17 protein-coding genes are annotated in these 20,265 nt (G+C 70.7%); 13 read left to right on the forward strand and 4 right to left on the reverse strand.

Annotated elements, in window-relative coordinates; translation table 11 throughout:
* The first annotated feature begins 115 nt into the window (after positions 1 to 115).
* Positions 116 to 769 carry a hypothetical protein gene (locus tag WME85_RS45095; protein ID WP_437830441.1) on the forward strand — a complete coding sequence of 218 codons (654 nt, stop codon included), beginning with the start codon at positions 116 to 118 and terminating at the stop codon, positions 767 to 769.
* A 13-nt stretch (positions 770 to 782) separates the two neighbouring features.
* Here WME85_RS45095 and WME85_RS45100 read toward each other — a convergent pair whose 3' ends face one another.
* The 4 genes from WME85_RS45100 to WME85_RS45115 form a co-directional block, all read right to left on the reverse strand.
* Positions 783 to 1,979 carry a metallophosphoesterase gene (locus WME85_RS45100; protein WP_437830443.1) on the reverse strand — a complete coding sequence of 399 codons (1,197 nt, stop codon included), beginning with the start codon at positions 1,977 to 1,979 and terminating at the stop codon, positions 783 to 785.
* Between the two features lie 119 nt (positions 1,980 to 2,098).
* Positions 2,099 to 2,944 carry a hypothetical protein gene (locus WME85_RS45105; protein WP_437830444.1) on the reverse strand — a complete coding sequence of 282 codons (846 nt, stop codon included), beginning with the start codon at positions 2,942 to 2,944 and terminating at the stop codon, positions 2,099 to 2,101.
* A 326-nt stretch (positions 2,945 to 3,270) separates the two neighbouring features.
* Complete coding sequence (locus WME85_RS45110; RefSeq protein ID WP_437830446.1) at positions 3,271 to 5,376, reverse strand: hypothetical protein; 2,106 nt, start codon at positions 5,374 to 5,376, stop codon at positions 3,271 to 3,273.
* 68 nt (positions 5,377 to 5,444) lie between these two features.
* Positions 5,445 to 7,322 carry a SpoIVB peptidase S55 domain-containing protein gene (locus WME85_RS45115; protein WP_437830448.1) on the reverse strand — a complete coding sequence of 626 codons (1,878 nt, stop codon included), beginning with the start codon at positions 7,320 to 7,322 and terminating at the stop codon, positions 5,445 to 5,447.
* Positions 7,323 to 7,600: 278 nt separating this feature from the next.
* Here WME85_RS45115 and WME85_RS45120 point away from each other — a divergent pair, with 278 nt between their 5' ends.
* From WME85_RS45120 to coxB, 12 genes are all read left to right on the forward strand, one after another.
* Positions 7,601 to 7,849 carry a hypothetical protein gene (locus WME85_RS45120; RefSeq protein WP_437305255.1) on the forward strand — a complete coding sequence of 83 codons (249 nt, stop codon included), beginning with the start codon at positions 7,601 to 7,603 and terminating at the stop codon, positions 7,847 to 7,849.
* Between the two features lie 10 nt (positions 7,850 to 7,859).
* Positions 7,860 to 8,840: an aldo/keto reductase gene (locus tag WME85_RS45125; protein WP_437830451.1), complete on the forward strand. Its 981-nt coding sequence runs from the start codon at positions 7,860 to 7,862 to the stop codon at positions 8,838 to 8,840.
* On the forward strand, positions 8,837 to 9,622 hold the full coding sequence (locus WME85_RS45130) for a phytanoyl-CoA dioxygenase family protein (RefSeq protein ID WP_437830453.1): 786 nt from the start codon (positions 8,837 to 8,839) through the stop codon (positions 9,620 to 9,622). Before WME85_RS45125 ends, WME85_RS45130 begins: the two co-directional genes overlap by 4 nt.
* A gap of 320 nt (positions 9,623 to 9,942) precedes the next feature.
* The gene (locus tag WME85_RS45135) at positions 9,943 to 10,635 is read left to right on the forward strand and encodes a cytochrome c3 family protein (protein ID WP_437830455.1); all 693 of its coding nucleotides are present in this window, start codon (positions 9,943 to 9,945) and stop codon (positions 10,633 to 10,635) included.
* The gene (locus WME85_RS45140) at positions 10,632 to 13,637 is read left to right on the forward strand and encodes a TAT-variant-translocated molybdopterin oxidoreductase (protein ID WP_437830457.1); all 3,006 of its coding nucleotides are present in this window, start codon (positions 10,632 to 10,634) and stop codon (positions 13,635 to 13,637) included. The genes WME85_RS45135 and WME85_RS45140 overlap by 4 nt, the downstream gene beginning before the upstream one ends.
* Positions 13,634 to 15,067 (forward strand): NrfD/PsrC family molybdoenzyme membrane anchor subunit, encoded by a 1,434-nt coding sequence (gene nrfD, locus WME85_RS45145; protein ID WP_437830460.1) that lies wholly within the window; start codon positions 13,634 to 13,636, stop codon positions 15,065 to 15,067. Before WME85_RS45140 ends, nrfD begins: the two co-directional genes overlap by 4 nt.
* A complete protein-coding gene (locus WME85_RS45150) occupies positions 15,057 to 15,887 on the forward strand; it encodes a DUF3341 domain-containing protein (RefSeq protein WP_437830462.1) in 831 nt (276 codons plus the stop codon). The genes nrfD and WME85_RS45150 overlap by 11 nt, the downstream gene beginning before the upstream one ends.
* Positions 15,884 to 16,489, forward strand: coding sequence for a c-type cytochrome (locus WME85_RS45155; protein ID WP_437830464.1), 606 nt, complete (start codon positions 15,884 to 15,886; stop codon positions 16,487 to 16,489). The genes WME85_RS45150 and WME85_RS45155 overlap by 4 nt, the downstream gene beginning before the upstream one ends.
* Positions 16,486 to 17,688, forward strand: a complete 1,203-nt coding sequence (locus WME85_RS45160) for a hypothetical protein (protein WP_437830466.1) — start codon at positions 16,486 to 16,488, stop codon at positions 17,686 to 17,688. The genes WME85_RS45155 and WME85_RS45160 overlap by 4 nt, the downstream gene beginning before the upstream one ends.
* A 10-nt stretch (positions 17,689 to 17,698) precedes the next feature.
* On the forward strand, positions 17,699 to 18,436 hold the full coding sequence (locus WME85_RS45165; protein ID WP_437830467.1) for a hypothetical protein: 738 nt from the start codon (positions 17,699 to 17,701) through the stop codon (positions 18,434 to 18,436).
* Positions 18,436 to 19,278 carry an SCO family protein gene (locus WME85_RS45170; protein WP_437830469.1) on the forward strand — a complete coding sequence of 281 codons (843 nt, stop codon included), beginning with the start codon at positions 18,436 to 18,438 and terminating at the stop codon, positions 19,276 to 19,278. Before WME85_RS45165 ends, WME85_RS45170 begins: the two co-directional genes overlap by 1 nt.
* Positions 19,279 to 19,303: 25 nt before the next feature.
* A complete protein-coding gene (gene coxB, locus WME85_RS45175; protein WP_437305266.1) occupies positions 19,304 to 20,254 on the forward strand; it encodes a cytochrome c oxidase subunit II in 951 nt (316 codons plus the stop codon).
* Positions 20,255 to 20,265 lie beyond the last annotated feature (11 nt).

Below are 20,265 nucleotides of genomic sequence, written 5' to 3' on the forward strand. Positions count from 1 at the left end.
GGTAGGGTGGCATCACCTGCCAGCGCGCGGGACGTTCGACCGATCGAGTCAAATGTCACCTTTCGCACGGTGTCAAATGCTTTTCTCCCGCTCCCTACGGACAACGCTCGCCTCTTTGGCCCTCCTCTCGACCTTCCCGCTCGCCTCACTCCTCCTCGGGTGCGCCGATCCGGAGGGCAGATTCAATGACTTCCAGGCTCGCGACACAACGATCCGTGAAGAGCAGGCCAGCGGCGAAGGCGGCAGCGACGGGAGCGGTGGTGGCGGGGGCGGCGGCAGCTGTCTGCCGGAGGCAGGCGCTCCCGACGGCGACTTCTTCTTCAGCCTCTCGGCGTATCTCAACCCACAGGCCCCCATCATCTTCCTGAGCACGCTGACCACCGAGGCGCGCGACGACGGCCTGAGCATCTCGCTGAGCTTCCAGGCGCTGGAGGCCGCCGATCGCAAGACGCCCACGGGCACGCCGGTCGATGTGGGTCCTTATGAGGTGTCCGCCGACGGGCGGTTCACCGCGGAGCTGCCCACGATCGTGGTGCCGGGCAACGCCAACCCCATCTCGGGCAGCGAGCTCGAGGCCACCATCACGCTGAGCGGCGCCCTCTGCGCGCCCGCCGACTTCGTCTGTGGCGACGTGACCGGCACCGTGACGAGGCCGCTCAGCCTGAATCTCAAGGGGTCGACGTTCGCCATGCAGCGCATCACCGATCCGGACAGCTACCCGGCGCCCGTCATCAACTGCGACAAGGACCCAGCGCGCCCGCTCCCTTGATCGCCCGGCCGCGCTATGCCACGGCTTCCTTCGCGGCGTCGCCCTCGAGCTCGATCAGCGAGATCTCGGACGGCGCGCCGAGGCGCATCGGCGGCCCCCAGTAGCCGGTGCCGCGGCTCACGTAGATCTGCGTCTCACCGTGCGACGAAAGCCCGGCCACGTAGGGCTGATCGAGCCGCACGAAGAGGCCCCAGGGGAAGATCTGGCCGCCGTGCGTGTGGCCGCTGAGCTGCAGGCCGACCCCATTCTCCGCGGCCTCCAGGATCTGCTTGGGCTGGTGCGCGAGCAGCACGAGCTCCCGGGAAGGGTCCCGCCCCTCGAGCGCGCGCGCGAGATCGGGGCCGTGGCCGCGCCCCATGCCGCGGGAGCTCCAGTCGTCCACGCCGGCCAGATCGAAGCTGTGCTCGCCGTCGCCGATCGAGACGCGCTCGTTGCGCAGCACCCTCACGCCGAGCCGGCGGAGCTCCGCCATCCACGCCTCGGCGCCGGAGTAGTACTCGTGGTTGCCCGTCACGAAGAAGACCCCGTGCCTGGCGCGCAGGGCGGCGAGCGGAGCCGTGTGCTCGCGGAGCTCTTCCACGGAGCCGTCGACGAGGTCTCCCGTGATCGCGATGAGATCCGGCTCCAGGGCGTTCACGCGCGCGACCACGCGCTCGAGCCACTCTCGTCCGATCGTCGGACCGATGTGCAGATCGGTCAACTGGACCACGCGAAAACCCGACAGGGCGGCGGGGAGGCGGCGGAGGCGGACGCGCACCGGGCGGACCGCGACCTCGCCGAGGGCGCTCGCGGCGCCGGCGAAGCCGAGGCCGACAGCGAGCGCCCCGACCGCGCCCGCGATGGCGCGCGACAGGAACGTGCGGCGGCCGCTGTCGAGCGGCTGGCTCAGGAGCGCCGTGACGCCGTGGGCGCCGAGGCGAACGAGCTCCGACGTCAGCAGGAGGAAGAAGAGCAGGACGGCCAGACCGACCCACGTGTAGACGACGCCGGCCACGACGCCGCCGATGTGCCGGGGGAGCGCGCGGGTGACGAAGAGACCGACCGGCACCAGCAGCGCGAGCACGACGAGGGCGACGCTGCCGACGCGGTGCCAGACCGGGCCGAGCTCGGGCGCGCGGATCAGGCGCTGCCAGAGGTAGTAGTGAACGCCGGCCACGATGGCGCTGAAGATGCCGATGAAAAGGACGAACGAGAGGAGGGGACGCTGCACGCTTCCAGCATGACCACGGCAGCGCGCGCTCGCCGCCCCGATCCACGACGGGGCGGGACTCGCCAACAATTTTTAACGAGCGCCGCGGCGGGCGCGGCGGGCCGGCGGCGCGCAGCCCCCTAGGACGTGCTGACGCACACGCCGAACCCGGCAGGGTAGACCGCGCTGCCGCCCTGACACTTGGCGTTCGTACCGCAGTCCTGCGCCCCGCCGTCGACCCGGCAGAGCTGCTTGCACTGATTCGTCAGCATCGAGCAAACGAACCCGGGCGCGCACGGGCAAACCTCGTCGGCCCGCCCCACCCCCGGCGCCACGCAGCTCGTCGTCCCGTCCTCGCGGACGATCGTGCAGGTGAGGCCCGCGGGGCAGGCGCTGTCGTTCAGGAGCTCGCAGTTCACCGCGGGGACACAGACCGGGATCGGGACCGGATCGCTCCCCTCGACGACCGACTCGGCCATGGGCCGCTCGTCGCAGTACGTTCCCGGCGCGCAGCTCTCGACGTTCCCGCAGCAGTACTGCCGGCACACGCCGCCCTCTCCGTCGAGCGCCGCGCAGCCCAGCCCGAAAGCGCAGTCCGAGCCCCGATGGCAGGGGCCGCCCGCCCCGAAGCGGCCCACCGGCCCGCAGCCCGGCGCCGCTTTACCGTCGACCAGCGTGAGCTGGCAATGGAGCGTCTGTGGTGAGGTGCCCCCCGTGCTCGAGCTGCTGTCCGCGCCGCCGCTTGACGAGCACTCGGTCGGATCGCCCCCTGGCGTGCAGCCCTCGCCGCACAGGTGCGCGAAGCGCGTGTAGGGGTCCGGCGCCCCCGTGGGCGCGGGGATGTTGAAGTCCTCCTCCACGGCGCCGCCGCCGCCGGCGCCGGAGCTCACGGACGGAGGGGTGCCGCCGGACCCAGCCGACACGACCCCGCCGTCGTCGTCTTCCGAGATCCACGCTGCATCGCCGCCGCTGTCCGCGTCGGCCATCCCACACGCGGAGGACGCGGCGATCGGGATCGTCGCGAGACAACAAAACAGCAGGGCACGGGAGGGGCTCATTCCAGGATCACTAGAAAAGAGCAAGCGGAGTGAACGTATCATGTCCCCTTTCGGTATCCACAGAATGTGCCGGACCGGTGTGTCGGATCCGGAGGATGGCATCAACCTGGGTGAGGCGCAGCGATGCGCGCCACGCGAGCGCACGCGGGACGCGGCGACGCCTCGCTTGCCCGCGCTCCTGGCGCAAGCATGACGCCGGTGTCGTGCCAGACGCCGCGCGGGCGCGCCCGGCGCAAAGCGGCGCGCGATGGCGGCTACCGCGCCTCGACGTCGCGCGTGACCACGTTGCCCGCGCTGTCGTAGGCGCGGACCGCGAGCAGGTGCGAGCCGGGCGGCACGACCGCGGCGAGGTCGGCGTCGAACGGCTCGGCCGCCTCGTCGAAGATGCCGTCGCTCGGGAAGATGGGGCGCCACTCCTCGAGGCCGGCGATCGACACCTCGACGCGCGCGACAGGGCCGAGGCCGTCGACGACCTCGCCCGTGAGCCGGCGCCCCTGCAGCGCGAGCGTCCGGAACACCGGCGGCGTCGTGTCGACCAGGATGGTGCCCGACTCGAGGCTATGGCGCAGCGTGCGCTCCGGCGGGTTCGCCAGCTCGTCGCTCGCCTCGACGAGGATGCGGTACTCGCCTTCCGGGAGGGCGGTCGTGTCCCATACGTGCTCGGCGCGTGTCACCTTCTCGCCCGGCTTCAGCATGTTGCGCCACGTCTTCTGGCCCTCCATCCGGTAGGAGAGGCGGTAGCGCAGGTCGTCCTGGTCCGGGTTGTCGACCTTCCACGTGAGCTGGAGCGAGCTCACCGGCTTCGGCGCCTCCCCGCCCGACGGCGGGAGGCTCGCGCGCGGGGGCTTCGTCTGCCCCTTCGGCGCGGCCTCGATCGAGGTGACCACGGCGCGCGCGTTGTCGGTGACGAACGCGAGCTTCACCTCGCGGAGCACGGCGCCAGGATCCCGGCTCCAGCGCGCGCGGATTTGCACGAAGCGCGCCGGCGGGCTCTTCGTGTCTCCCGGCGCGGCGAGCGCCGGGGACCAGGGGCTCCAGGTGCTGTCCGGCGCGTCGGTGTTCCCGGTGCGGGTCTCGAGCTCCAGCGCGCCGTCGGAGCGCCACGTCAGGCGCCCGTACGTGGCCCGCAGCCCGGCGTCGAGCACCTTGCTCGTCCACACCGCCGAGGCGCCGCCGACGCCCTTCACCTCGTGGAAGACCGCGGGATCGGTGGTGGCGACGAACCTGCGCTGCCCGGCCATCACGAAGGCGCCGACCTGGCGCTCGTCGGTGTCGGCGACGAGCCGCGCCACGTGGTTGTCGCTCACGGTGTAGAGCTGGCCTTCCGCGCCGGTGCCGACGAACGGCGCCAGGTCGTCGCCGAGGCCGAGCGAGACGTAGTGGGTCTCGTCGTCGCTCATCATCCGCTCCGCGACGCCACTCCGATCGAAGCGCACGAGCAAGCCCTTGCCGGGCTTCTGCGCGCGCGCCGGCTGCGGGGACGGCGGCCCGCTCCGGTTGCGCTTCGGGGGCGCGAACGCCTCGGCGTACTTGTTGGCGATGGCGTAGATCGCGCCGCCCTTCGCGCCCGGCGCGATGGCGATGGCCTTCACGTCGTCGGCGTCGAAGTCGTGGAGCACGGTCGCGCGCCCGGGCGCCGTGAGCTTGTAGAGGAGCGCCTTGCCGTTCGAGCCGGCGTAGACGGCCCCGTCGTCCGCGACCGCGACGCTCACGAGGTGCGGCTCGTCGCTGTCGAAGTACACCTGCGCCTTGCCCGCGGCGTCGATGCGGAACAGCTTCCCGTCCGGGCCGGTCGCCGCGTAGAGCGCCTTGGCCCTGGGGTCGTAGGCGAGGCCCCAGACGTCCTCTGTCTGCGGGAGCTCGGCGAAGAGCTTCGCCGGGCCGCCGCTGCCGGCGCCGCGCGGCAGGCGGTAGAGCTTGCCCTCCGGGAACGTCCCCGCGATGACGTCGCCGTCGAACGCGAGCGCGAGCGCGCTGACCGCCATCTGCCCGGTCGTGGCCGCGACCGCCACCCGGCCGTTGGAGACGCTGTAGATCTTCCCCTCGTTGCCGGTCCCGAGCAGCACCGTCCCGTCAGGCAGCACCGCGGAGCTCCAGACGGACGTCGCGTCCGGCAGCGGCGTCGCGCCGAGCGTCAGGCCGGCGCGCACGTTGCCGTTCGAGTCCACGCTGACCCCGGTGAGATCCCCGTCCTTGAGGTCCTCGAGCGATCGGAGCTCGAAGGTCCGTGTGCCCACCGCGTGGGCTGGGACGGCCACGAGCCCGGCGGCGGCGACGGCCGCGGCGAGGAACCGGCGCAGGGAGGGCAGGGCGTGAGGGCGTGACGATCGGAGATGGGCAGGAGAGCGCGTGGTGCTCATGGGATCGCAGGGAATCGCAGGGAGAAGAGGGTCAGGGCGGAGGGGGGGAGGCGGCGAGCCGGCGCGGCTCAGCGGAGGATAGGCCGGACCGTGACGCTCACGGTGTCTTTCCCGACCAGGAAGCGCTTGAGGGAGACCGGCACCTGCACCTGCGCGCCGAAGGCCTCGGGCGCGTCGGACGCGGAGCTCGGGCGCAGCGTGTCCATCGCGCCGGGCGGGAGCCGCGAGGCGACCTTGCCGCGGTACGCGGCCCCGTTCTCCCGGAGCTTGAACGTCGCGACGACGCTCTCCGGATCGTGGCTCTGGTTCGGGAGCATCGCCACGAGCTCCGCGACGTTGTTCGGCGTCGCCATCGGGCGCTCCACCTCGTAGCCGGGCGAGAGATCGATGTCCACCTGGCTGCCGGCGAGCTCGCGCGGCACCGGCACCTCGATGACGCGCGACTCGATCGGCCCCTGGTGCGGCTGGAGGTCCAGCCGGATCCGCGCGGGCGCGCCCGCGTCGATCTCCGGCTCGAGCACCTTGGCGCCGCGCAGCAGGACGACCTCGCGATCGAAGGTGACCTTCACGCGGGTGTCGACGCGCTCGATCGAGACGTCCTCCCACGGGTTGTTGAGGAGCGAGCCCATCGCCCGGACGACCCGGCTGCGGACGAAGTCGTCGGCGCTGAGCGGGGTGCCGTTGCCGGCGCCGAAGTCGACGAGGGAGATGGTGCCGTAGCGCCCGATCTTCAGCTGGCTCACCGCCCGCCAGGTCATGTCGCGCCGCTCGGACGTCGTCGCCTCGACGGCGTTGCCGATCGCCATCGACACGAAGGAAGGCGCCAGGAACTGATCGTGCGCGACCTCGACGTTCCACGTCGGGTGCGGCGCGCCCTCGACGCCGTCGATCTGGATGCGCATCGGGAAGACCGGCGCCTTCGCCGCGCTGTCGACCACGATCGCGGCCTGCCGATCGTTGACCAGCGTGCCGACCGACCGGACCGCCTCGCCGATCTTGAAGCTCCGGTTCTGGCTCGCGAGGATCCAGTGGACCCGGGCGATCGCGGTGGGGAGGTTGGTCACGCCGCCGTTCATCATCGGGTGACCGAAGGCGACCAGCTTGTCGCCCGACACCCGCGTGACCGTGCCGATGCCCATCGCGGAGATGTCGCCGCGCACGAGCTCGACGCCGATCGCCCCGCCGTCGACGTACTTCGTCGGCGCGCCCGGATCCGGGTTCATGGACGAGCCGCCGCCGGCCTGCATCGGGTCGAGCCCCATGGGGCCGAGCAGGTCGCTCGCGATGCGCAGCGACGTCCCCCCGAGCCCGCCGAGCATCACCGGCGTCGAGGCGCGCGCGAGCCCCGTCGACTCGGGCGGGGCGATCGCCGGCGCGACGCGCGCGGCGATCTGGCGGGCGTGGCCGGCGAGGTCGTAGGCGTCGACCGCCCCCAGGAAGCCGCGGCCCCCGTGCAGCCGGGCCGGCGCGGCGGCGCGCGGCGGCGCGCCGCTGACGCTGGCCACCGGCGCGGGCAGCGGGCCGCGGCCCCGCGGGGCGATCGCCGGCGGCAGCGGCCGCGCGAGCTCGTCGAGCATCGACTTGATCGGGGTGACGCCCGCGATCGCCTCCGCGCCGAAGAGCCAGCCGTACGCGTAGGCGCCGATCATCTTGCCGTTCACGTAGATCGGGCTGCCGCTCATCCCCGCCACGGTGCGGGCGACCTCGAGGCGCGGGTGCTGCGTCTTGATGAGGATGAGGTCCTGGTTCGGGCGGAAATTGCGGAGGGTCGAGATGACCTCGACATCGAACTTCTCGGGCGTGGTGCCGGAGAAGACGGTCAGGCCGTATCCCTTCATGCCCGGCTTCACCTCGGAGACGGGCATCGTATCGGGCGGGGTGGAGAGCGCCTGAGCCGTGCCGAGGCCGACAGCGATGCTGCACGCGGCGCCGACGAGCAGGCTCATCGGGATGAGGCGCCCCTCGCTATCGACGAGGGCGCGGGCGGCGCCCGCGAGCGCTCTCCCGCAGCGGCCCGCGAGCGGGACGGCGCGCGCGGCGAGGAAGGAACCCGGACGAAAACACGGTGATTCGCGCAGAGGCACGGGCCCAGCTTAGCCCGGATTTGGTAGCGGGACAGAGCCAGGGCGCCTCGACGACGGCGCGGCGGGGGAGAGGTCGCCGCGCTCTCCCGGGTCGCAGATTTCCAGCGGCGAGGCGCGCCGGTGACGCTAGGCTTCGCCCCGTGCCGGTGAAGGATATCGCGGTGACCGCGACGCTCATTCTGGCGTTCGCCACCTGGGTGACCGTCCACGTCGCGCTGGCGGCGCGGCTGGTGCTCCGGAGCCAGCCCCGCTGGCGCGGGCTCATCGCGCTGGTGGTGCCGCCGCTCGCGCCGATGTACGGCTTCCGGCAGGGGTGGCGGCGGATGAGCACCCTGTGGCTGGTGTGGCTCATTGTGTACGTGCTCGCGCTCGTCGTCGCGCGCGCGTGAGGAGCGCGGCGTGGGATCTGACGTGAAGGCTGGAATGGCCGCGAAGCGGCGCCCGGGCGCGCCGCCCGGCATCGTCGTCGGCACGATGAACTTCGGCGGTCGCACGCCGCCCGAGGAGGCCGAGCGCATCGTCGACCGCGCGCTCGAGCGAGGGATCACGGCGTTCGACACGGCCAACCTCTACGCGGACGGCGCGTCCGAGCGGATCCTCGGCCGGGCGCTCCGGGGCCGCCGGGCCGAGGTGCAGATCGCCACCAAGGTCGGCCTGCGCCGGAGCCGCGGCAAGGCCGAGGGCCTCGGGCGCCAGCAGGTGATCCGCGCCCTCGAAGAGAGCCTCGAGCGCCTCGGCACCGACCACGTCGACGTCTACTACCTCCACGCGCCGGATCCGGAGACGCCCGTGGACGAGACGCTCTCGGCGATCGACGCGCTGCTCGAGCAGGGGAAGATCCTGCGCTACGGGGTCAGCAACCACGCCTCGTGGCAGATCCTGGAGATCATCGCGCGCCGGGACGCCGGCGAGAAGGCGCGCCCCGCGGTGTCTCAGGTGCTCTACAACGCGCTGATCCGCCAGCTCGACGTCGAGTACGCCGCGTTCGCGCGGCGGTACTCGGTGCCCACCGCGGTGTACAACCCGCTCGCCGGCGGGCTCCTCGCCGGGCGGCACGCGGGGCCGGAGGCGCCGCAGGCGGGCTCGCGCTTCGAGGGCAACCGCCTCTACCAGCGCCGGTACTGGAGCGGGCGCATGTTCGAGCTCGCGGCCAGCTACGCGGCCGTGGCGGCGGACGAGGGGATGAGCTTGCTCGAGCTGTCGTATGCCTGGCTGGCGGGGCGGGACGTGGTCGACTCCATCCTCGTCGGCCCCGTGCGGGCGGAGCACCTCGACGCCGCCGCGGATGCGACCCGGCGGGCGCTGTCGCCCGAGGCGGCGCGGCGCATGGATGCGCTCTACCGCGACCACGTCGGCACCGACGCGAGCTACGCGCGGTGACGGACCTCCTGCTGCCCGGGGCCACGGGGCTCGACCTCGCGGGCCCCCTCGCCGACTACGCCGCCCGCGGCTACGCGCGGCTCGGCCGCGTGATGAGCGACGCCGGGCTCGCGGCGCTCCGCGCGCGCTCCGACGACCTGATGCTCGGGCGCGTGACGTACCCCGGCCTCTTCTTCCAGCACGACGCCGGGTCGGGCCGCTACGAGGACCTGCCGTACGGCAAGGGCTACCAGGGGCCGAGCACGTCGTACCGCAAGCTCGAGAAGCTCGAGAAGGACCCGCTGTTCCTCGCCTGGATCGAGAACCCGCTCTTCGAGCGGATCGCGCGGTCGCTCATCGAGGGGGAGATCTCGATCTACCGCGCCGTGCTCTTCAACAAGGCCGCTTCCGGAGGGACGCCGCTGCCCTGGCACCAGGACGGAGGCAGCTACTGGGGCCTGGATCGCGACCCCGAGCTGCAGATCTGGACGGCGCTCGACGACGCCCCCCTGGACGGCGGCTGCGTCGAGGTGCTCGAGGGCAGCCATCTGGCCGGGCTCGCGACGCCGCTCGGCGGGGTCGTCCCCAGCGATCGCGTGCGCGGCGCCGACGCCGATGCCCGCAAGGTCGCGCTGCCGGCGCGCGCGGGCGAGGCGCTGCTGATCCACAACTACCTCTGGCACTGCTCCGCCGTGAACCGGAGCGGCCGGCCGCGGCGCGCGGTCACCATCTGTTACATGAGCAGGGCGACCCGCTGCCTCCGGAAGAAGAGGGCGCCCCGCGCGTTCACCCCGGTGTTCTGAGCGCGCCCCGGGAGAGGCGCCCGCCGCGGTGTCGCCGGACACCGTCCCCGCCGATCTCCGGGTCCGCCCCCGCCCCGCCCCCGCCCTGCGTTCCGACGATTTTTCGCTGCGGTGACGGCGCTGTACCGCCCGCGCACCGTAAGGATGAACCCCGGCGCCCGCGGCAGTTTGCCGCGGCAGGCGGCGATCTGCCGCGCCGCCGGGCTACCGCCCTCCCCCGCGGCAATCTGCCGCGGTCACGCGGCACTTTGCCGTCTTGTCGCACCCCGCCACTAGGCCATAACTGGGCCCGCGCGTCGCTCCGACGCTACACAAACCCTATGGCTCGGTTCCTGTTCCCACGATGGGCCAACAAAGTGGTCCCGCTGGGGCTCCTCTTCGGAGTTCTGCCCCTCGGTGCCGCTGTGGTCGGCGGATTCTGGTACTACGGTACCAACAAACATATCGAGGTCGGGTATCAACCGGAACAACCGGTTGACTACTCACACAAGCTGCACGCCGGCGACCTCGGAATTGACTGCCGGTACTGCCACAACACCGTGGAAGTATCGGCCTTTGCCGCCGTTCCACCGACCGAGACGTGCATGAACTGTCACGCCAAGGTGCGGAGGGACAGCGAGAAGCTTCTGCTCGTGCAGGAGAGCTGGGCGAACGATCAACCCATCCCCTGGGTGCGCGTCCACAACCTGCCCGACTACGCCTATTTCGACCACTCAGCCCATCTGGCTGCAGGGGTCGGCTGCGTGAGCTGCCACGGCCGCGTCGACCAGATGCCCAAGGTCCGACAGGTCGCGCCGCTCTCGATGGGATGGTGTCTGGACTGCCACCGCAATCCGGGTCCCCACCTCCGCAATCCCGCCGACGTCACCAAGATGGATATGGCGCCCTCGACGGCCGTCATGGCGGCTGGGGTCCCCGCGAGCCCGGAACCTTATCAAGATCGCGTGCCAGCGGTCACTACCTCCGGGCGGCAGGTGCAGGCGCCGCTCCACTGCTCGGGGTGCCACCGATGAAACGAACTCCTCTCCCCCTCGCCCAGGACCTCTCTGGAAAGACCTACTGGCGCAGCCTCAACGAGCTCGCCGGCTCGCCCGACTTCGTCGACGCGCTCGGGCGCGAGTTCCCTCCGGGCGCGATCGAGCCGCCGGCGGACGGGGACGGCGTCGGTCGGCGCACGTTCCTCTCCCTCATGGGCGCGTCGCTCGCGCTCGGCGGCCTCGTCGGCTGCCGCCGGCCCGTCGAGCAGATCCTGCCGTACTCGCGCGCGCCGGAGGAGGTGATCCCCGGCCAGCCGCTCTTCTTCGCGACGGCGCTGCCGATGATGGGCACGGCGTTCGGCGTCCTCGTCGAGAGCCACGAGGGGCGGCCCACCAAGATCGAGGGCAACCCGAAGCACCCCGAGAGCCTCGGCGCGACCACCATCTACACCCAGGCCGCGGTCCTCGACCTCTACGATCCGGATCGCAGCACCACGCCGCGCGAAGGCGCGAACGCGAAGTCCTGGGACGACGCGGCGACGTTCCTGCGCGCCGAGGGCGACAAGCTCCGCGGCCGCGGCGGCAAGGGCCTCACGATCCTCACCGAGGCGCACCGGTCGCCCACGCTCGCCGCGCGCCTCGCTGACCTCCGCAAGACGCTGCCGGAGGCGCGCGTCGTCCGGTACGAGCCGTTCTCGCGCGACGCCGCCCGGGAGGGCGCGCGCCTCGCGTTCGGCAGGCCGCTCGAGACAGCGCTCGACCTGACCAAGGCGCGCGTGATCGTCGCGCTCGACGCCGACCTGTTCGGCACCGACGGCAGCCCGGTCAAGCAGGCGCGCGGGTTCGCGGCGGGCCGCCCGGTCGACAAGGACCCGAAGGCGATGAACCGCCTCTACGCCGTCGAGAGCACCTTCACGATCACCGGCGCCTCGGCGGACCACCGGCTCCGGATCCAGAGCCGCAAGATCCCCGCCTTCACGTTCGCGATCGCCGCCGAGCTCGGCAAGCGCGGGGTCGCGCTCGACGCGGACCTGCTCAAGGCGATCGAGGGCAAGTCGGGCGGGCTCGACGCCAAGGCGACCAAGTATGCGGCGGCCATCGCCGCCGACCTCGCGGCGAGCCGCGGGCAGGGCGCCGTCGTCGCCGGCCGCTCGCAGCCGAAGGAGGTCCACGCCCTCGCGCACCTCATCAACGCCGCCCTCGACAACACAGGCAAGGCGGTCCGGCTCGTGGCGCCGTTCGACGAGTCGCGCGAGGGGCCCGAGGCCATCGTCGAGCTCGCGCGATCCATCGAGCGCAACGAGGTCGAGACGCTGCTCATCCTGGGCGGCAACCCGGCCTTCGACGCGCCCGCCGACGCGCGCTTCGCCGACGCGCTCGCCAAGGTGCCCGTCAGCGTGCACGTCTCGACGCACGTCGACGAGACGAGCGAGCGCTCCCGCTGGCACCTGAACCGCGCCCACCCGCTGGAGTCGTGGGGCGACGTCCGGGCGGAGGACGGGACGGCCAGCATCGTGCAGCCGCTCATCGCCCCGCTGTTCGGCGGCAGGACGGACGCCGAGGTCATCGAGCTCCTGCTCGGCGGCTCGCGGACCGCTTACGACCTGGTGCGGGCGACCTGGCTGACGGCCGAGGGCGCGAAGCGCACCGAGCAGGACCTGCGCCGCGCGCTGCACGACGGCGTCCTGGCCGGGAGCGAGCTCGCGGACGAGCAGGTCGCCGCCGCGCCGCAGGGCGCGATCGAGGCGCTGCGCGCGTTCGCCCCGGCAGCGGCCGAGGGCCTGGAGGTGACCTTCCGGCCCGACGTGCACGCGTGGGACGGGCGGTTCGCGAACAACGGGTGGCTCCAGGAGCTGCCCCACCCGATGACCAAGCTCACCTGGGGCAACGGCGCGAGCCTCTCGCCGTCGACGGCGGCGCGGCTCAACGTCAAGGACGGCGACGTCGTGACGCTGTCGGGCGGCGGCGCCTCGGTCCGGATCCCCGTCGTCATCGCGCCGGGGCAGGCGGACGACTCGGTGGCGATCAGCGTCGGCCAGGGCCGGCGCGCGCAGCTCCGCGTCGGGCGCGGCGTGGGCGTCGACACGACCCCGCTCCGGAAGAGCGACGCCTTCGAGCTCGCCGGCGGCTTCTCGCTCGAGAGGTCCGGCGAGGTGGCGGAGCTCGCGCGCACCCAGGAGCACTTCGTCATGGAGGGCCGCCCGCTCGCGCGGGAGGGGACGCTCGCCGAGCTCCAGAGCGACCCGGCGTTCGCCCAGAAGCAGGTCCACGTGCCGCCGCTCCTCAGCCTGTTCAAGGAGCCGAACCGCAGGCAGGGGCACGCCTGGGGCATGAGCATCGACCTCAACGCGTGCATCGGCTGCAACGCGTGCGTGGTCGCCTGCCAGTCCGAGAACAACATCCCGGTCGTGGGCGCCGAGGGCGTGCGCCAGACCCGCGAGATGCACTGGCTCAGGATCGACCGCTACTACCAGGGCACGGACCCGAACGAGCCCGAGAGCATCCAGCAGCCGCTCCCCTGCCAGCACTGCGAGAACGCGCCGTGCGAGCAGGTGTGCCCGGTCGCCGCCACGACGCACAGCCCCGAGGGGCTGAACGACATGGCGTACAACCGGTGCGTCGGCACGAAGTACTGCGCCAACAACTGCCCGTACAAGGTCCGTCGCTTCAACTTCTTCGAATACGGCCGGCCGGACTCCGAGCAGCGGAAGATGCAGTTCAACCCCAACGTCACCGTCCGGTCGCGGGGCGTCATGGAGAAGTGCACCTTCTGCGTGCAGCGGATCAACCACGCCAAGATCGAGGCCAAGAGAGAGGGACGGGAGCACATCAAGGACGGTGAGATCGTGACCGCGTGCCAGGGCGCCTGCCCGACGCGGGCCATCGTCTTCGGCGACCTCAACGACCAGCAGAGCCAGGTCTCGGTGACGTCCGCGAGCCCGCGCGGCTACCGGCTGCTCGACGAGATCAACACCAAGCCGCGGGTCACCTACCTCGCGAAGATCCGCAACAAGAACCCGGAGCTCGCCGACGCATGAGCGCCACAGCACCCCTCCAGGTCGACCACCCCCGGCTCACGGAGCGCGCCGCCCTCTTGGACGAGGCGCCCCTCGTGCAGGGCAAGGACGACTTCCGTTCGCTCACCGACAAGATCTCGGGCATCGTGCTCAGCAAGCCGCCCTCGGGGTGGTTCATCCTGCTGTGCCTTGCCATCAGCATCCTGCTCATCCTCGGCGGCTCGCTGGTCCACCTCGTCGGGACCGGTATCGGCATCTGGGGGCTGAACACCACGGTCAACTGGGCGTGGGACATCACCGGCTTCGTGTTCTGGGTCGGTATCGGCCACGCCGGCACGCTCATCAGCGCCATCCTCTTCCTCTTCCGCCAGAAGTGGAGGACGAGCATCAACCGCGCGGCGGAGGCGATGACGATCTTCGCCGTCGCGTGCGCCGCCATCTACCCGGTGGCCCACCTCGGCCGGATCTGGTTCGCCCACTGGCTGTTCCCGATCCCGAACCAGATGAGCATCTGGCCGAACTTCAAGAGCCCGCTGCTCTGGGACGTGTTCGCCGTCTCGACGTACGCGACGGTCTCGGCCCTGTTCTGGTTCATCGGGCTCATCCCCGATCTCGCCACGCTCCGCGACCGGGCCACCACGCGGACGAAGCAGATCGTCTTCGGGATCTTCAGCCTCGGGTGGCGCGGCTCGCACCGCCACTGGCTCCACTACGAGAAGGCGTACCTCATCTTCGCCGGCCTCTCGACGCCGCTCGTGCTCAGCGTGCACACGATCGTGTCGTTCGACTTCGCCGTCTCGATCGTCCCCGGCTGGCACACCACCATCTTCCCGCCGTACTTCGTCGCAGGCGCCATCTTCAGCGGGTTCGCGATGGTCGTCACGCTGATGGTGTTCGCGCGCAAGGCGTTCGGCCTCGAGGGGCTCATCACCATCCGGCACCTCGAGAACATGAACAAGGTGATCGTCGCGACGGGCACCATGGTCGGCTACGCGTACGCGATGGAGCTCTTCATCGCCTGGTACAGCGGCAACGGCTATGAGCGCTTCGCCTTCGCGAACCGCATCATGGGCCCGTACGCCTGGGCCTACTGGACCATGGTGAGCTGCAACGTGATCTTCCCGCAGCTCTTCTGGTTCAAGCGGGTGCGCACCAGCATCCCGGCGATGTTCGTGATCTCGATCCTGGTCAACGTCGGGATGTGGTTCGAGCGCTTCGTCATCATCGTGACGAGCCTCCACCGGGACTTCCTCCCCTCCAGCTGGACCTACTTCCGCCCGACCATCTGGGACATGTCCACGTTCTTCGGCTCGTTCGGCCTCTTCTTCACCCTCTTCCTGCTGTTCGTTCGCTACCTCCCGATGGTCGCGATCAGCGAGGTGAAGGGGATCACGGCGGCGGCCGATCCGCACGGCTCGCACAGCAAAGAGGAGGCTCACCATGCAGCGTGACAGCGACCCTCCGAGCGCGAAGGACCGCTCCGAGGAGCACGCCCCGGCCGAGACGGCAGGCGGGCACCACAAGGCCGTTCACGTCCCCGAGCCCGACACCCGCGACCGGGAGCCCGACCTCGAGCCGCAGGGCTATGTGCCCGAGAACCCGACCGAGGAGGAGTACGCGAACGCGCCCCACCCGCACGACGACCAGGGGCACGGCGGCCTGGCCGCGCTCGGGATCGAGCGCCGCGTGGAGCACCGGCTCGCGGAGGCCAAGGTGGAAGCCCGGCTGGAGGCGGAAGGCGAGTCGCCGCCGTTCGCGCTCATGGGCTACTTCACGACCCCGGCGGACATCTACCACGCGTGCGAGGCGCTCCGGGACGCCGGGTACAGCCGCTTCGACGCGCACACGCCGTTCCCCGTGCACGGGCTGGAGAAGGCGATGGGGCTCAAGCCGTCGCCCATGCCGTGGCTCGTGCTCGTGGGCGGCGTCACGGGGCTCGTCAGCGCCATCCTGCTCGCCTGGTACACGCAGCTGTACGACTACCCGCTCATCATCAGCGGCAAGCCGTCCTTCTCGTACCAGGCGTTCATCCCGATCTTCTTCGAGCTCACCGTCCTCTTCGCGGCGCTCACGTGCTTCTTCGGGCTCTTCGTGATCTCGCGCCTGCCGTCCTTCTTCCACCCGACCATGACTCACCCCAATTTCCCGCGGGCGACCGACGACGCCTTCTTCATCAGCGTCGAGGTGAACGACCCGAAGTTCGATGCCACGGAGACGCGCAACCTCCTCCAGCGCGTGGGCGCGCAGGGCATCAGGGAGGTCTACTCGTGAAACGCTGGTGTATTCCCCTCCTCGTCGTCCTGGCGGGCTGCCGCGGACAGGCGAGCAGCGATCCGCCGCTCCACGTCTTCGGGGACATGGACTGGCAGCCGAAGTTCCAGCCCGAGGAGGGCACCCGGCTGTTCCCCGACGGCCGGGCCATGCGGCCGCTCGTGCAGGGCACGGTCCCGCAGGGGGCGCTCGACGAGAGCGAGGCCTACCGGACCGGCAAGGAAGGCGAGACGTTCCTGGCCCAGGCGCCCGTCAACGTCGACGAGGCGGTGATCCGGCGCGGCCAGGATCGCTTCAACATCTACTGCGCGCCCTGCCACGACCAGAGCGGGAGCGGGCAGGGCATGGTGGTGAAGCGCGGGTACCCGCCGCCCATCGACCTCGCGGGCGACCGGGCGCGGGGCCTGCCGGACGGCGAGATCTTCAACGTCATCACGAACGGCGTGCGGAACATGCCTTCTTATCGGAAGCAGATCCCGGTCCGGGACCGGTGGGCGATCGTCACGTGGGTGCGCGTGCTGCAGCAGAGCCAGCACGGGCGCATCGACGACGTCCCGGAGGCTCAGCGGGGCAACATCGCGAAGGAGAGCGGAACTCCATGAAGTCCCACGGAAGTGCTCTGGCCGAGGACGCGAAGGTCCTCGATAAGGCGGTCGCGAAGCGGCTCGTCTCGAGGGGCATGGCGCTCGCCATCGTCGGCGTCGTGCTCTCGGCGGCGGCGGCGGTCACCGACGCGAAGCGTTTTGCGTTCTCGTACCTCACCGGCTTCACCTGGCTCGCGACGATCGGGCTCGGCGCGCTGTTCTTCGTGATCATCCAGCACCTGACGCGCGCGCGCTGGTCGGCGGCCGCGCGCCGCCACATGGAGTGGGTGAGCGGCGTCCTGCCCGCGTGTGTCGTGCTGTTCCTGCCGATCGCGGTGCTCGCCCACGACATCTACCACCACTGGATGGGCCCCGAGGCCGCGAACGATCACGTGCTCCACGGGAAGGCGGCGTACCTGAACCCGACATTCTTCTACATCCGCGCCGCGGTGTTCCTCGCGGCGTGGGCGGGCCTGTCGGTGTGGTTCATCAAGACCTCCCGGGAGCAGGACAAGAGCGCCGACTTCAGGCCCACGGCGCGGATGCGCGCCTCCAGCGCCCCGGCCGTCATCGTCTTCGCCCTCACGCTCTCGTTCGCGGCCTTCGACTGGCTGATGAGCATCGACCCGCACTGGTACTCGACGATCTTCGGCGTCTACGTGTTCGCCGGCGCGGCGACGAGCTCCCTCTCGGCGCTCGCGCTGGTCACGATCGCGCTCCACAAGGCGGGGCTCCTGCGCAAGGTGAGCAACGTCGAGCGCCAGCACGACATCGGCAAGCTCCTCTTCGGTTTCGTGATCTTCTGGGCCTACATCGCGTTCTCGCAGTTCATCCTGATCTGGTACGCCAACATCCCGGAAGAGACGATCTTCTACCGCCACCGCTGGGAAGGCGAGTGGCACGTCGTGAGCCTGGCCTTGCTGTTCGGGCACTTCATCATTCCGTTCCTCGTCCTCCTGTCGCGGCACGCGAAGCGGAGCCCGCTCGTCCTCGGCGCGGCGTCGGTGCTCCTCCTCGTGATGCACTATGTCGACCTCTACTGGCTCGTCATGCCGAACGTGGATCACCACCTGCACCTGAGCTGGATCGACCTCGCCGGCCTGCTCGGCCCGCTGGGGGTGGGAGCCTGGGTGCTCGCCCTTCAAGCGGCCAAGAGCCCGCTGTATCCTCTGAACGACCCTCACCTTGCCGAAGCGGCTCGGATCGACAACCCGTAAGGAGCCGGCCATGAGCGAAGCGACCGACAACACAGCGACCGATCACGAGGAAACCGAGCACGCCGAAGCGGATCGGCCGAACATCCCGCTCATCTTCGTGATCGTGATCGCCACGCTGGCGTCCCTCGTGGTGACCGTCCTGTTCGTGAACGAGATCTTCAAGGCGACGATGGAGCGGGAGATCTCGAGCAAGGTGCTCGAGCCGCCGAACAGCACGCTGCGCGGCCTGCGGGCCGTGGAGCAGGAGCGCCTCAGCCGCTACCAGTGGGCGAGCGAGAAGGACGGCGTCGTCCGCATCCCGCTCGACCAGGCCGTCCCGCTCACGCTGAAGGCTTACCAGGAGAAGCGCATCGGGAACGCTGTCGCTCCCAGCGCGACAGCGCCCGGGCAGCAGGGCGCGCAGGCTGCCCAGCCCGAGGGCAGCAGCGCGAAGCCCGACGAGGCCTCGACGCCGAACGCCGAGAGCGGCGCGCCGCTCCAGGGACAGGACGCAGCGAAGCCCGCCGACGCCGCGAACAAGCCCGCCGACGCCGCCAAGCCGGCCGACGCGAACAAGCCCGCGGACGCCGCCAAGCCGGCCGACGCGGCCAAGCCCGCCGACGCCGCCAAGCCCGCCGACGCCGCCAAGCCGGCCAAGCCGGCCGACGCAGCCAAGCCCGCGGACGCCGCCAAGCCCGCCCAGCCCGCCCAGCCTGGAGGCGCGGCGCCGAAGCCCGCCAGCCCGGCCTCCTCTGCGCCGGTGCAGTGATGTCCCGCCCGCTGTCCGCCCTGCTCGCCGTTCTCGCGCTCGTGGTGGCCACGGTCACCCCGGCGCGGAGCGCGCGGGCGGCGGACACAACCATACCGCCCGAGCTCACTGGAATAGACATCGAGGAGCGGCCGGGGGCCATGCTCCCGCGCGAGCTCCGTCTCCGGGACCAGTCAGGGCAAGAGGTCGAGCTCGGCCGGTACGCGACGGGAGACAAGCCCCTCGTCCTGGTGCTCGGTTACTTCGAGTGCCCGATGCTGTGTTCGCTGGTCCTGAACGGCGTGCTGCAGGCCATGAAGGAGAACGACTGGAGCGCGGGCAAGGAGTACCGCGCCCTCGTCGTGAGCTTCGATCCGCGCGACACGCCCGAAGCTGCGCGCAAGAAGCGGGCGAACTATATTGAGGCCTACGGCAGGCCGGTCACCGGCGACGGCTTCGACTTCCTTGTGGGGGACGAGGCGGCGGTGCGTACGCTCGCCAACACCGTGGGCTTCGGCTACCGATGGGACGAGACAACGAAGCAGTACGCACACGCGGCAGGCGCGTTCGTCTTCACACCAGACGGACGCCTGTCGCGTACGCTGTACGGCATCGCTTTTCCACAGAAGAACTTCGGCCTCGCGCTGCGCGAAGCGGGCAGCGGGAAGGTGGGGAGCGCCTGGGATCGGGTGCTCCTGTTCTGTTTCCATTACGATCCCAACGCCCGTGGGTACGTCCTGGCGACGAAGCGGCTGATGATGGCATCAGGCGCCGTCACCGTCGTGCTGCTCGGGCTCTGGCTCATGCGCTTCTGGCGGACTGAACGCTCCCACACGAGGGCGCGAGTAAACGAGGCTTCCTAGGATACAAGGTGGCGGAGCCACAACTATGGTGAACAAAAACCCGATCGAACTCGGCTCCTTCTGGTTGCCCCGCCAGGGCTCGACGCTCGCTGAGCGCATCGACGCCGGCTGGGACGCGGCCTACTGGGTCTCCGTCCTCTTCTTCGTCCTGGTCACCGGGGCGATCGTGCTGTTCGCCATCAAGTACAGGCGGCGCACCGAGCACGACAAGACGAGCCCCATCGACCACAGCACGACGGTCGAGGTCGTGTGGACGCTGATCCCGCTCGCCATCGTGATCGCGCTCTTCTTCGTGGGCATGCGCGGCTACGTGCACGCCTCCGTGGCGCCGGCCGAGTCCTACGAGATCAACGTCACGGGCGAGATGTACCTGTGGACGTTCACCTACCCCGACGGGACGACGACCGTGAACGAGCTCGCCGTGCCGCGGGGGCGCCCGGTGCGGCTCATCATGAGCTCGAAGGACATCCTCCACAGCTTCTTCATCCCGGAGTTCCGGGTGAAGCAGGACGTGGTCCCGGGCTCGTACACGTCGCTGTGGTTCGAGGCGACGGAGACGCGGGAGACGGTGCTCCTGTGCACCGAGTACTGCGGCTACGGCCACTCCGACATGATGGCCACCGTGAAGGTGCTGGAGCCGTCGGATTTCGAGAAGTGGCTCGAGGGCAACAACAACAGCGATCTCCCGCCCGAGGAGCTCGGCAAGACGCTCTTCGCGAAGCGGAGCTGCATCACCTGCCACTCGCTCGACGGCACGCGCCTCCAGGGCCCGTCGCTCAAGGGGCTCTTCGGTCGCGAGGAGGAGCTCGCGAGCGGGGCCAAGGTCGTCGTGGACGAGAACTACTTCCGCGAGAGCGTGTTCAACCCGCAAGGGCAGATCGTCCGCGGCTATCCGCCGGTCATGCCGTCTTTCAAAGGGCTCCTCAAGGACAGAGAAGTGGATGCGCTCATCGCTTACCTGAAGACGGTGAAGTGAGCGCTGGGGAG

This window comes from Sorangium sp. So ce1153, assembly GCF_051521595.1.
Classification (GTDB): Bacteria; Myxococcota_A; Polyangia; order Polyangiales; family Polyangiaceae; genus Sorangium.